The following is a 12,887-nucleotide window of genomic DNA, read 5'->3' as shown; positions in this document are numbered from 1 at the left end:
CATTTTCTGTGTGTGAAAAATCAGGCGTGCAGTGTATCAAATTTACTGTGGCGGTTAAAGACAGAGCGGTTTTAGCACCCGTCTTTTTTTCAGACGGCCTTGATATGTGCCGGAGGCCGTCTGAAAAACATTCAAGGCATAGTTTTGCAAAACGCCCAAACGCCCTGCTCTATGCCCAGCTCGAACAGGTTCAGCCGCCCCACGGCCACCCGCACCAAACGCAGACAGGGATAACCCGCTTTAGCCGTCATCCGCCGCACTTGGCGGTTTTTGCCTTCGCTGATGGTGATTTCAAGCCAGAAATCAGGCACGGTTTTGCGTTCGCGCACGGGCGGGTTGCGCGGCCACAAACGGGCGGTTTCTTCAGGCTGCAAAATCCTGACTTTGGCAGGACGGGTAACGAACCCGCCCAAATCTATTCCTTTCTGCAGCATATCGAGCCGGGCTTCGTCGGGGCTGCCTTCCACCTGTGCCCAGTAGGTTTTTTCTTTGCCGTGCTTAGGTTCGGCAATCTGCGCCTGCAGACGGCCGTTATCGGTTAACAGCAATAAGCCTTCGCTGTCGGTGTCTAAACGCCCTGCGGGGTAAAAACCCGGCGCATCAATATAATCTTTCAGGCTCTTATGTGTTTCGTGCGGCGAAAACTGGCAGATTACGCCGTAGGGTTTGTTAAAGGCTATCAGGTTTTTCATGATTGTCGGCACCGTATTTGTCTGCAACCTTATTCTACCCGCTGCCGTGCCTTATCCGAAACCAATTGTTAACAGCCACTAGCACAAGAAGCAAAAATCAAGCATAATTCCCAAGCATTATGTGTGCGGAACCGTTTATATTTCCGTAGGCTTCCGAGGCATTGTGCCTGCTATGCTCCGCCAAACCGCAAGCGCAATGTCTCAAAACAAAACCGTCAAGAAAAAAACCCGTAAAAAACAGGAGACACCATGAGTCATATCAAAGTACCCGCCGAAGGCCAGAAAATCGTTCCCGGCCAAGCCATTCCCAACAACCCGATTATCCCCTTCATCGAAGGCGACGGCATCGGCGTAGACATCACCCCCGTTATGATTAACGTAATCGATGCGGCCGTAGCCAAGGCTTATGGTGGCGAGAAAAAAATCCACTGGATGGAAGTTTATGCCGGCGAGAAAGCCACCCGTGTTTACGGCGACAACGTATGGCTGCCCGAAGAAACGCTGGAAGCCCTGAAAGAATATTCCGTATCCATCAAAGGCCCGATGACCACCCCCGTAGGCGGCGGCATCCGCTCGCTCAACGTGGCGCTGCGCCAAGAGCTGGATTTATACCAATGCGTGCGCCCCGTGCGCTATTTCAACGGCGTGCCTTCTCCGCTGAAAGACCCGAGCAAAACCGATATGGTGATTTTCCGTGAAAACACCGAAGATATTTATGCCGGTATCGAATGGGAAGCCGAAAGCGAAGCCGCTAAAAAAGTGATCGCTTTCCTGCAAAACGAAATGGGCGTGAAAAAAATCCGCTTCCCCGCCACTTCAGGCATCGGCATCAAGCCCGTATCTAAAGAAGGCACCACCCGCCTGGTGCGCGCCGCCATCCAATACGCCATCGACAACGACCGCGACAGCGTAACTTTGGTACACAAAGGCAACATCATGAAGTTTACCGAAGGCGGCTTCCGCGACTGGGGCTACGAGCTGGCTCAAAAAGAATTCGGCGCCGAGCTGATCGACGGCGGCCCGTGGTGCAAATTCAAAAACCCGAAAACCGGCAAAGAAATCATCGTTAAAGACGCCATTGCCGACGCCTTCCTGCAACAAATCGTATTGCGCCCCGCAGAATACGACGTAATCGCCACCCTCAACCTCAACGGCGACTACATCTCCGACGCGCTGGCAGCCCAAGTAGGCGGCATCGGTATCGCCCCGGGCGCCAATATTTCCGACCAATACGCCGTATTCGAAGCCACCCACGGCACCGCGCCGAAATACGCCGGCCAAGATAAAGTGAACCCCGGTTCGCTGATTCTGTCTGCCGAAATGATGCTGCGCCATCTGGGCTGGAAAGAAGCCGCCGATTTGGTTATCGAATCCATGGAAAAAGCCATCGGCGACAAACAGGTTACCTACGACTTCGCCCGCCTGATGGACGGTGCCAACGAAGTATCCTGCTCCGCTTTCGGCAAAGCCATGATCGAACGCATGTAATCAAGCCGTCTGAAAAAGCCGTGCAGCATTTTCTGCACGGCTTTTTCTTTCACAATCACGCCACATAAAGGAAACGCCAATGGCCGATTGGAACCCCGAACTCTACCGCCGCTTCGAAGCCGAGCGCACCCGCCCGGCCGCCGAACTGCTGGCACGCATTGCCAACCGCCCCGTACGCCGTGCCGCAGATTTGGGTTGCGGATCAGGCAACAGCACCGACTTGCTGCTGCAAACATGGCCGCAGGCCGATATCTGCGGCATCGACAACTCGCCCGCCATGATAGCCGCAGCACAGCAACGCCTGCCCCAATGCCGCTTTGTCGAAGCCGACCTTATCCGGTGGCAAGCCGATGCCCCGCCCGACCTTATCTTCGCCAACGCCTCGCTGCAATGGACGGGCAACCACGAACGCCTGCTGCCCAGGCTCTTAGCGCAACTTGCCCCGAACGGCGTGCTGGCCGTGCAAATGCCCGACAACTTGGAAGAACCCGCACACCGCCTGATGCGCGAAACCGCCGCCCAACCCCGTTGGCGGCAAGCCATGGCTGCCCTGCAAAACCGCGATGCCCTACCCGATGTTTCCGCCTATTACGATATCCTCACCCGTTCCGGCTGCCGTGCCGATATCTGGCGCACCACCTATTACCATGTTATGCCGAGCGTGAAACACATCACCGAATGGTTTCAATCCACCGCCCTGCGGCCGTTTCTAAACCTGCTCGAGCCACACGACCAACAATATTTTTTAGCAGACTACACCGACGCCCTGCACCAAGCCTATCCCGTTCAGGCTGATGGCTGCGTGCTGCTGCCGTTTCCGCGTTTGTTTATCGTGGCCGAAAAAATATAATCTTTTCATTTAAAAACCATGACCGCTGCTGTTTTCCCTTTATCTCGCTACCCCCAACATATCGAGCCGCTGGCAAACGCTCTGTTCGCCGAGTGGCACGGCTTCGCCCCGTGGTCGTCGCTTGAAAAAATCCGTGCCTACTATCAAAAATGCCTGCGCGGCAACGATTTGCCGCAAGCATTCGTAGCAGTCGGCCCAAGCGGCGCCCTGCTCGGCAGCGCGGCCCTGAAACGCCATGACATCGCTTCGCTGCCGCAATACGAATACTGGCTGGGCGATGTGTTTGTGCTGCCCGAATACCGCGGCAAACCGGCATTCGCGAACTGTATCTCTACACGCCGGATATGCAGCCTTTATACGCCCGCCACGGCTGGCGCGAAATTGAAAAACGGCCGTATAATGGCGAAACCGTGAGCGTGATGAAACAGGCTCTATCCGGCCATACTGAGCTTAAATAAAGCCGGCTGCAACACGGCCAAAGCCCAATTAAAATGAATTTAAATGAAATTCAAAAACTTAATTTTCAGACGGCCTAAAAACCACCAACCTGCTTGACACCCCAAACAGACTTGTTTATAGTTCACGCTTCTTTACGGAGTAGTGGCTGAGAGGCTGAAGGCACACCCCTGCTAAGGGTGCATCTGGGCTAAAACCTGGATCGAGGGTTCGAATCCCTCCTACTCCGCCAAACAATTAGGCTCAACTCTCTCTTACCCAGTTATTTTAAAACACCTAATTGGGAATTTATTTCATTTGGTTAAAGCACCACTCATTCTTCTTCAAATGCAACTCGAAATAGACTCTCGAGAATGCCGTTCAATTTACACAAATGATATTTCGCCTGGCGTCCAAAGTTCTCAATCCCATTAATATGGTTTGGCCTGTCTGCAAAACTCATACTGCGATTGATACGAAAATAGGCAAATTCGCTGACATTTGGCATATTATATGTTGGAAATAGCCGCGTTGTTTACACAACAGGGTTTCGCATGACAGACGATGCCGAACGAATGGTTGACACTACCTTTGTACTCAGCTCCATTGTCGGAATAAACGCACTCTATCGTATACGGACAGCAGTCAACCATATCGCGCAGCAGAAGCTTGGCTGCACTGATTGCGATACGGTCAGAAAAAATGACTACATACAATTCGTGCGAAAAATCGTCAATGGCAACAAACAGATAATTCCGCTGATCGGTTACTTTGGTGTGTGTAGCAAAATCTAGCGTTGTTTACACTTTCATTTTTTTACTTGAATGCCCATTTGGTTTTTTTTGAGAAGGAGCTTAGGAAGCAAAATCAGCAAAAATGATGATAAGCTTCTGATATGCCTATTAAAAACAAGTACCAAAAGTTCAGTAAAATTACCGAGCCCAAATTCCGTCAGATCCTGCGGCTTTTCGCCTTCAATTTGGACCACTTCCGATACCGCCAAACTGACAGAAATCAGTGCCAGAAGCATCAACAAGCCTGTACCTGAAATTGTGCCGGCGCTTAACTGACGAATACAAACAGCACACGCCTTTCTGCGGCACCGTAGAATTAGACGAATCCTATTTCGGTGCAAAGCGCATCCGAGGTAAACTCGGGCGCGGAGCGGGCGGTAAAACCATCGCTTTCGGCATCCTCAAACGAGGCGACAAAGTCTATACCGAAATCGTGCCGGATACTTCGAAAGCTACACTGCAAAAGGTTATCAGAGGCCGTATCATGGTCGAGAGTATGATCAATATCGATGGCTGGCGGGACTATCATGGATTGGTCGACATGGGTTGAGACCTTTGCAAAATTCATTTAGGCCGTCTGAAACATCAGATTATCGTCATTCCCGCGTAGGCGGGAATCCAGTCGTTTTTTCGTAAGCTATTGAAATAAAATACTTTATGGTTTAAAGGCTGGATTCCCGCCTACGCGGGAATGACGGAATTTAAGCATTTCAGACGGCACTCAGGGTATTTTTGCAAAGGTCTCAACCCATGTCGACCAATCCATGATAGTCCCGCCAGCCATCGATATTGATCATACTCTCGACCATGATACGGCCTCTGATAACCTTTTGCAGTGTAGCTTTCGAAGTATCCGGCACGATTTCGGTATAGACTTTGTCGCCTCGTTTGAGGATGCCGAAAGCGATGGTTTTACCGCCCGCTCCGCGCCCGAGTTTACCTCGGATGCGCTTTGCACCGAAATAGGATTCGTCTAATTCTACGGTGCCGCAGAAAGGCGTGTGCTGTTTGTATTCGTCAGTTAAGCGCCGGCACAATTTCAGGTACAGGCTTGTTGATGCTTCTGGCACTGATTTCTGTCAGTTTGGCGGTATCGGAAGTGGTCCAAATTGAAGGCGAAAAGCCGCAGGATCTGACGGAATTTGGGCTCGGTAATTTTACTGAACTTTTGGTACTTGTTTTTAATAGGCATATCAGAAGCTTATCATCATTTTTGCTGATTTTGCTTCCTAAGCCCCTCCTTTAAAATGAATTTTTCTTCCTAAACCCCTTATTTTAATCAATTTTTATGTTTTCAAAGATTATTCAGAAAGCACATAACCGTCTTCATCCCAAACGGTTTTTTTAACCAGGCTGCCGTCTTGGTAAACTGCTTCTGATTTTTTCGCCCCGTTCGGATGCCAGTCGAGCATAATTCCGTTACGGCGGCCGTCGTCTAACGTGATTTCCGAAAGCAGCAGGCCGTCTTCGTTCCAGCTTACGATGTTAACGGGTTTATCGTCCTGCATCATCATTTCGGTTTTTGGTTTGCCGCTGGCATACCATTGTTTCCAAAAGCCGTTGGCCTTGTTGTTTTTAAATTGGATTTCGCTCTCTTTATTGCCGTTGCGGTAATAGCGTGCGCCTGTGCCTTCGCTTTTGCCTGCCACATACGGCATCACGGCTGATTTTTTGCCGTTGGGATACCAATTGGTCCAAACGCCGTCGGGCTTGCCGTTTTTATAGGCACCGCTCATTTTTTTCCGACCGTTGAAATGCCAAAGGGTCAGCGTGCCGTTATTGAGGGTGGGCACGAATATTTTGATTTGCGAGGCTGGCACTTGGTAGGGATCGGAATATTTTTTCATCGACGGGTAATAAAAATCCTGCGCCTGCGCCGTGCCGTCTTTGATTTCGTATTGGCGCACATAGGCTACCGCCGACATGGTGGCGGTAAGCTGCCCTTGTTGGTTGAAATAAATTTCGTGCATTTGCGCCGATACGGCCAGCGGAACGCCCGCTAACGCCAATGCCGTTAATCCTGTATGCCAAAACCGTTTCATATCATTTTTGCCAGTAAGATTTCACGTTTACAAATTCATATAAGCCGAATTCGGATAATTCCCTGCCGTAGCCCGAGGCTTTGACGCCGCCGAACGGCAGGCGCAAGTCGCTGCTGGTGTGCCGGTTGATGTAAACCGCGCCGGTTTGCAGCTTGGATGCAAACTGCCATGCTTTGGCGGTGTCTTTCGCATAAATGCTGGCGCCAAGCCCGAAAGGGGTGTCGTTTGCCAGCGCAATGGCGTGTTCTTCGCCTAAAGCGCGCAGAATAACGGCCACAGGGCCGAAAACTTCTTCGTGATATACGCGGCAGTTGTGGTTGACATGATCCAGCACGGTTGCCGGGTAAAACCAGCCTTTTTCGGTGCACTCGGGAATTTGGCCGCCGCATAAAACGCTGGCGCCGTTTACCAGCGCATCAAGCACTTGGCAGTGGATTTTTTCGCGCAAATCGCGGCGGTGCAGCGGCGCCAATGTGGTTTGCGGATCCATCGGATCGCCGATTTTCAATTTGGCGCATTCTTCGAGAAACAGCGGGATAAATTCGTCGGCCACCGCCTCGGTAACGATGATGCGTTTGGCTGCATTGCACGATTGCCCTGCATCGCGGAAACGCGAATAGCAGGCATCTTTTGCGGCTTGCGCCAAATCCGCATCGTTCATCACGATAAATGCGTTGCTGCCGCCCAGCTCCAATACGGTTTTTTTCATATACAGGCCGGCTTGTGCGGCCAAACGGCGGCCGATGTCGGTGGAGCCGGTAAAGGCCAGCGCATCGGTGCGGGCAACGGCATGGCGCACATCAGGTTCAGCCAGCCAGGCCACATCCAGCGGCAGATCTTTGCCCACCAGTTCAAACAGCGCTTCGGTTACCCTGCCGACGCTGGAGGCGGGTTTGACCATGCAGCCGTTGCCGGCGCACAGGGCGGGAACGGCAAAGCGCAACACCTGCCAAATGGGATAGTTCCACGGCATTACGGCCAGCACGATGCCCAAAGGCTCGAAACGCACCTGGCTCAAGGTGGCTTGCGTGGCAATCGTTTTGTGCGCCAGCAGCTCGGGGGCGAGATGGGCGTAATAGCGGACAAGCTCTACCGATTTGTCTAACTCGGCCTCGCATTCGCGCAGGCAGCGGCCGACTTCTTCGCAAATCATCACGGCCAGGCGGTCGCGGTTGGCGGCCAGTTTGTCGGCAAAATCCTGCAACAGCGCCGTGCGTTCGGTTACCATTAAGGCGGCGAATTCGCGCTGGCGGTGCTGTAGGCGGCGCAACTCGTATTCGAACTCTTCCATAGGCTGGGCGGATCGTTCGTATAGGGTTTTGCCACTGAGGATATGTGTGCTGCGAAACACGGTTTGCTCCGGAAAAATGCTGCTGCGCCCATGCGTTATATTGCCGCTGCGCAGCCTGTTGGTATTATATATTATAGTGGTGGACTTCGTATTTTAAAGGCATTTTCCGCAACGGCCCGGAAAATGTGTTTTAACGGTGTTTTGCGGATACAACCGGCGATTTGGTTACTTTCAAAACCATATAATGCAGGCAGAAATAGCGGATTAATTTAACTTTCGCGACGGCGCTGCCGCGCCCGGGCGCAGTGCTTGTGCTGCCTTGTATCGAAGCAACTCAAGCCACTATAAGTTTGCCCGCGATGGTGCCGCTGTGCATTGACATAGAATCTAGGCCGTCTGAAAATATTCAGACGGCCTAGCTTTAAACAACGGTGTTATCAGGCGTTCAGCGCAGCCAACACTTTGGCGGCGGCTTCTTTCACCGCTACGCTTTGCGCTTCGCCGTCGGTGCGGCGGGCGTATTCGACGGTGCCTTCCTTCAGGCCGCGGTCGCCGATAACGATGCGGTGGGGAATGCCGAGCAGCTCGGAATCGTTAAGCAATACGCCGGCGCGCTCGTCGCGGTCGTCGAGCAATACGTCGGTGCCTTGCGCCAGCAGTTCGGCGTAAAGATAATCGGCGGCTTCTTTCACGGCGTCGGATTTTTTATAGTTCATCGGCACGATCACCACTTGGAACGGCGCCATCGCGTCGGTCCAGATGATGCCGCGTTCGTCGTGGTTCTGCTCGATGGCGGCGGCCACGATGCGGGTGATGCCGATGCCGTAGCAGCCCATTTCCATGATTTGCGCTTTGCCGTTGTTGTCGAGAAAGCCGGCGTTCATGGCTTGGGAGTATTTGTCGCGCAATTGGAATACATGGCCGACTTCGATACCGCGCGCCAGTTTCAGACGGCCTTGTCCGCAGGGGCTGGGGTCGCCTTCCACCACGTTGCGCAAATCGACAAATTCCGGCTCGGGGCAGTCGCGGCCGAAGTTGAAGCCGGTGTAGTGGTAGTCGTCTTCGTTCGCGCCGATAATGGTGTCGGCCAGTTTTTCGCAGGCATAGTCGGCATAGACTTTACCTTTGAAACCGACGGGGCCGAGCGAGCCGCCGTTGGCACCGAAGGCCGTCTGAATGGCTTCGGGCGCGGCCATGGTTAACGGGGATTTCACGGCAGGCAGTTTTTCGGCTTTGATGTCGTTAAACTCATGATCGCCGCGCAACAGCAGCAGCACGAGTTCGCCCTCTTCTTCGCCTTCCACTACGATGGATTTCAGCGTGCGCTCAATGGGGATATTCAAAAATTCCACCAATGCGGCGATGGTTTTCACGTTGGGCGTGTGCACTTTGGTGAGGGTTTCTGCGGCGGCGGCGCGTTCGCCCGTTTGCGGCAGGGTTTGTGCCAGCTCCACGTTGGCGGCGTAATCGGAAGCGTCGCTGTAGGCAATCACGTCTTCACCGCTTTCGGCCAGCACTTGGAATTCGTGCGAGCCGGTGCCGCCGATGCTGCCGGTGTCGGCGGCAACGGGGCGGTAGTTCAGGCCCAGGCGGTCGAAAATACGGCAATAGGCATCATACATGGGCTGGTAGCCGTCGTTAACCAGCGATTCGTAATCGGTGTGGAACGAATAGGCATCTTTCATCACGAATTCGCGCGCGCGCATCACGCCGAAACGGGGGCGGACTTCGTCGCGGAATTTGGTTTGGATGTGGTAGAAGTTTTTCGGCAGTTGCTTATAGCTGGTGATTTCTTTGCGCACGATGTCGGTAATCACTTCTTCGCAGGTCGGCCCCATGCAGAAATCGCGCTCGTGGCGGTCTTTGATGCGCAGCAGCTCTTTGCCGTAAAACTCCCAGCGGCCGGATTCCTGCCACAATTCGGCGGGCTGCACCACGGGCATCAGCAATTCTACGCTGCCGGCGCGGTTCATTTCTTCGCGCACGATGTTTTCCACTTTGCGCAAAACGCGCAAGCCCATCGGCATCCAAGTATACAAACCCGAAGCGGCGGCTTTAATCAGACCGGCGCGTATCATCAATTGGTGGCTGGGCAACACGGCTTCGGCGGGGGCTTCTTTTAAGGTGGAAATGAAAAATCGGCTGGCTTTCATGATGTTTCGGCAGTTGGTTGGATAAAGAAAGCGGCATTGTACCGCAATGCCTGCGTTTTCGGCAGGCATTCGGCGGTTTTTCGCGTTAAACCGCAGGGCTGAAACCTTTGCAAAAATACCTTAAAGCCGTCTGAAAGCGAACAACCTTTTCAGACGGCCTAAGACCTTTGCAAAATTCAAATTGCTATCTAAAAAATCCGAACTCCGTCATTCCCGCGTAGGCGGGAATCCAGACGCTTGGCATCCAAGTATTTGTTTAATCAATGCTTCAATATTTCTATCTGGATTCCCGCCTACGCGGGAATGACGGGATTTAAGCATTTCAGACGGCTTTAAGGTATTTTTGCAAAGGTCTCGGCCTGTTATTGAAATATCCGCGCTTTTAAAACTACCGTTTTTCCAGCCAGATTACGCTGACCATGCGGCCGGTTTGGCCGTCGCGGCGGTAAGAGAAGAAGGTGTCGCGCTCCAGCACGGTGCAGCGGTTGCCGCCGTAAACCATGCCCACGCCTTCGTTTTGCAACACCAGGCGGGCAAGGCGGTAAATATCGGCCAGGTATTTACCGCCGCCGATCGGTTCGAAGGCTTGGCCGGCGGCGGGGTTTTGCGCGCAGAAAGCGTCGTAAACATCCTGCCCCACCTCGAAGGCTTCGGGGCCGATGGCGGGGCCGAGATAGGCCATGATTTCAACGGGCGGCACGTTCATGGCGGCAATGGTGTTTTGCAGCACGCCGCCTGCCAGGCCGCGCCAGCCTGCATGTGCGGCGGCCACCACCGTGCCTGCGCGGTCGCAAAACAGCACGGGCAGGCAGTCGGCGGTCATGCTGGCGCAGGCGGCGGTGCCGGTGGTGTCGAACGAGGCATCGGCATCGGGCGGTGAGCCTCCGATATGGTCGGCGGCGTTGACCACAACAGTGCTGTGGATTTGGTTGAGATACACCACCGGTACGCCGGTTTGCCGCCCGACTATTTCGCGGTTTTTCTGCACATGATCAGGGTTGTCGCCCACATGCGCGCCCACGTTCAGGCTGCGGTATATGCCTTCGCTTACGCCGCTGTTGCGGGTGGTGATCAGGGTTTTCACATTGGCGGGCGCCGGCCATTCGGCTTGGAAAAACGGGGCATCGCTGCGGTTGATGCCGATGGCGGCGTTTAAATCGAATCGGTTCATTAATGAAAGTCCGCTTGGTGGTGGGTTGGGCCGTCTGAAATGTTTTCAGACGGCCTGAGGCCTTTGTAAAATTCTTTCCGACACCTTAAAACACTTACGTCATACTCGGGCTTGACCCGAGTATGACGAAATATAAATAAATTCAGCATTAAAACGGATTTTTGCAAAAGTCTCGGCCTGATGTTTACTGCTCTTTGCCGCAGCAGGTTTTGTATTTTTTGCCGCTGCCGCACGGGCAGGGGTCGTTGCGGCCTATTTTGGCACCTTCGCGGCGCACGGTTTGCGGTTTGTTTTTCACGCTCTGCCAGTAGTAGTAAATATCCAGCAGCACATGGGGCAGCTCCGATTCGAGCTGGGTTAACTCGCGGTTGGTTAAGTGCAGCACCATTTCGCCGTTTTCGTCTTCGTCGTAGATGCCGCCCAAGGCCATGATGGGGTAGAACAAATCTTCGAATTCTTCGTCGTTGGCGGCCTCGAACCAGTCGGTGGGCACCACGTCGAGCGCATACAGATAAGCGTTGCACCAGGTGTGGAAATCGGGGTTGCCCGCTTCGTCGTCATACAGCCATAAGTCGGGCAGCATTCTGCCGTCGAGCTTCATGCGCATATCGAGCACCATCTCCAGCACCAGCGATTCGATTTCCTGCTCTTCGGCCGGGGTGAAAAGGTGTTCGCCGCCCATCACTTCGGGCAGCCATTCGCCGGTGTTCAGCTCGTCGGGGCCGGTTAACAGCGCCAACATATACGCCTGCACTTCGTCGCAGCGCATGGTGGCGCCGGTTTCCGCTTTGGGGTCGAGCAGCTGTGCGAGCCGTTGTTGTGAAGATTCGTCAAACATTATCAAGTATTCCTTGTGGGTGGTCCGGTTGTTCAGACGGCCTTTCTTCGGCGGGCAGGCCGTCTGAAAAATATAACTAAAGCCGTTGGCGCATCTGCTCAAACAAACACACTGTTGCCGCCATCGCCACGTTGAGCGATTCGGTTTGCCCCGCCATGGGTATTTTCACACAGCCGGTTACGCGCGCCAGCAATTCCGCGTTCACGCCGCTGCCTTCGTTGCCGAACACCCAGGCGGCGGGGAGGGTTAAATCCATGCCGTAAAGGTTGCGCTCGTTTGTTTCGGATAAAGCGGTTGCCCAAACGTTGCCGGCGTAGCCCGCGCACCATTGCGCCAAATCGGCGCGGTCAAACACATTCAGCAGAAAGTGCGCCCCCATGCCGGCGCGCAAAACTTTCGGCGACCACACATCGGCGCAGTCTTTGCCCAAAACCAGCTGCTTCACGCCGGCCGCCGCCGCGCTGCGCATGATGGTGCCGACGTTGCCCGGGTCTTGCACGCGGTCGAGCACCACGCAGTCGCCCTGCTGCGGCAATGCGCCGGATGCGGGAATTTCGATTAACGCCAGCACTTCTTCGGCTTCGGCAAGCCCGCTGATTTTCGAGAGCACGCCCGCCGATGCCAGCGTAATCCGGTTTTCGGGCAGCTGCGCCAGCAACGCCGCCACTTCGCTCAGATGCCGTTTGTTTTCAGGCACATAAACCTGAAGCGGCTCCCCGCCCGCCTGCAAATAAACCTGTAAAAGATGCACGCCTTCGATCACGGTTTGGCCGTGTTCGCGGCGGGTTTTGCCGTGCGCAAGCAGTTTTGCCGCGTGTTTGAGCTGTTCGTTGCGGGCGGAGGTAATCTGTTTCATAAGCGGCATTATAATGAGACCTTTGCAAAACCGCCATCTGCGGCGCATTTCTGCGTTGTGCGCTGCTCGCTCGCTTGCCTAACTTCATGTTATGTCTGCGCTCGCTGCGCTGCTACGCCTTGAACTGCATCCACATCTGACGGTTTTGCAAAGGCCTCATAATGTTTTTCAGACGGCATGAGGGTTTATCGGCACAAAGGCCGTCTGAAAACCTTGCGAACGGCAACATCTTTCCAATGAAAAACGGTACAATCAGGCCCGTTCAGCTAACCGATCG

General features: G+C 53.9%; 9 protein-coding genes, 1 tRNA gene and 6 pseudogenes. 6 read left to right on the top strand and 10 right to left on the bottom strand.

The genetic code is table 11. The annotated features are described in order from the left end of the window. Positions 1–131: 131 nt before the first annotated feature. Positions 132–692, bottom strand: coding sequence for a pseudouridine synthase (locus H3L92_RS04215; RefSeq protein WP_085366919.1), 561 nt, complete (start codon positions 690–692; stop codon positions 132–134). 249 nt (positions 693–941) lie between these two features. Here H3L92_RS04215 and icd point away from each other — a divergent pair, with 249 nt between their 5' ends. The 4 genes and pseudogenes from icd to H3L92_RS04195 all read left to right on the top strand — a co-directional run bounded on the left by icd (position 942) and on the right by H3L92_RS04195 (position 3,718). Beyond that, complete coding sequence (icd, locus tag H3L92_RS04210) at positions 942–2,180, top strand: NADP-dependent isocitrate dehydrogenase (protein WP_085366920.1); 1,239 nt, start codon at positions 942–944, stop codon at positions 2,178–2,180. 79 nt (positions 2,181–2,259) lie between these two features. Then, on the top strand, positions 2,260–3,030 hold the full coding sequence (gene tam / locus H3L92_RS04205; RefSeq protein ID WP_085366921.1) for a trans-aconitate 2-methyltransferase: 771 nt from the start codon (positions 2,260–2,262) through the stop codon (positions 3,028–3,030). 18 nt (positions 3,031–3,048) lie between these two features. Next, positions 3,049–3,488 (top strand): annotated as a pseudogene (locus H3L92_RS04200) (GNAT family N-acetyltransferase). A 136-nt stretch (positions 3,489–3,624) separates the two neighbouring features. After that, a tRNA-Ser gene (locus H3L92_RS04195) sits at positions 3,625–3,718 on the top strand. A 30-nt stretch (positions 3,719–3,748) separates the two neighbouring features. Here H3L92_RS04195 and H3L92_RS13580 read toward each other — a convergent pair. Both H3L92_RS13580 and H3L92_RS04190 read right to left on the bottom strand, forming a co-directional pair. After that, positions 3,749–3,970, bottom strand: a pseudogene (locus H3L92_RS13580) (IS1595 family transposase); the annotation flags it as partial. Positions 3,971–4,019: 49 nt separating this feature from the next. Further along, positions 4,020–4,238: pseudogene (locus H3L92_RS04190) on the bottom strand (IS481 family transposase); the annotation flags it as partial. 122 nt (positions 4,239–4,360) lie between these two features. Here H3L92_RS04190 and H3L92_RS04185 point away from each other — a divergent pair. Beyond that, positions 4,361–4,806, top strand: a pseudogene (locus tag H3L92_RS04185) (transposase); the annotation flags it as partial. Between the two features lie 199 nt (positions 4,807–5,005). On the opposite strand, the pseudogene H3L92_RS04180 reads toward H3L92_RS04185, so the two are convergent. The 7 genes and pseudogenes from H3L92_RS04180 to H3L92_RS04150 form a co-directional block, all read right to left on the bottom strand. Then, positions 5,006–5,451 (bottom strand): annotated as a pseudogene (locus H3L92_RS04180) (transposase); the annotation flags it as partial. Positions 5,452–5,560: 109 nt separating this feature from the next. Continuing rightward, positions 5,561–6,301, bottom strand: coding sequence for a toxin-antitoxin system YwqK family antitoxin (locus H3L92_RS04175; RefSeq protein WP_085366923.1), 741 nt, complete (start codon positions 6,299–6,301; stop codon positions 5,561–5,563). Position 6,302: 1 nt separating this feature from the next. Then, a complete protein-coding gene (locus H3L92_RS04170; protein ID WP_085366924.1) occupies positions 6,303–7,652 on the bottom strand; it encodes an aldehyde dehydrogenase family protein in 1,350 nt (449 codons plus the stop codon). A gap of 377 nt (positions 7,653–8,029) precedes the next feature. Beyond that, complete coding sequence (locus H3L92_RS04165; protein WP_085366928.1) at positions 8,030–9,745, bottom strand: proline--tRNA ligase; 1,716 nt, start codon at positions 9,743–9,745, stop codon at positions 8,030–8,032. Between the two features lie 388 nt (positions 9,746–10,133). Continuing rightward, positions 10,134–10,916, bottom strand: coding sequence for a peptidoglycan editing factor PgeF (pgeF, locus tag H3L92_RS04160; RefSeq protein ID WP_085366925.1), 783 nt, complete (start codon positions 10,914–10,916; stop codon positions 10,134–10,136). Positions 10,917–11,100: 184 nt separating this feature from the next. Continuing rightward, on the bottom strand, positions 11,101–11,754 hold the full coding sequence (locus H3L92_RS04155) for a YecA family protein (protein WP_085366926.1): 654 nt from the start codon (positions 11,752–11,754) through the stop codon (positions 11,101–11,103). Positions 11,755–11,830: 76 nt separating this feature from the next. After that, on the bottom strand, positions 11,831–12,610 hold the full coding sequence (locus H3L92_RS04150) for a TrmH family RNA methyltransferase (RefSeq protein ID WP_085366929.1): 780 nt from the start codon (positions 12,608–12,610) through the stop codon (positions 11,831–11,833). Positions 12,611–12,623: 13 nt separating this feature from the next. Between H3L92_RS04150 and H3L92_RS13215 the strand changes: the two are divergent. Continuing rightward, a pseudogene (locus H3L92_RS13215) lies at positions 12,624–12,791 on the top strand (lipoprotein signal peptidase). Positions 12,792–12,887: the final 96 nt, after the last annotated feature.

This window comes from Neisseria dentiae (assembly GCF_014055005.1).
GTDB classification, from domain to species: Bacteria; Pseudomonadota; Gammaproteobacteria; order Burkholderiales; family Neisseriaceae; genus Neisseria; species Neisseria dentiae.
This window is presented reverse-complemented; position numbering and strand designations above follow the sequence as displayed.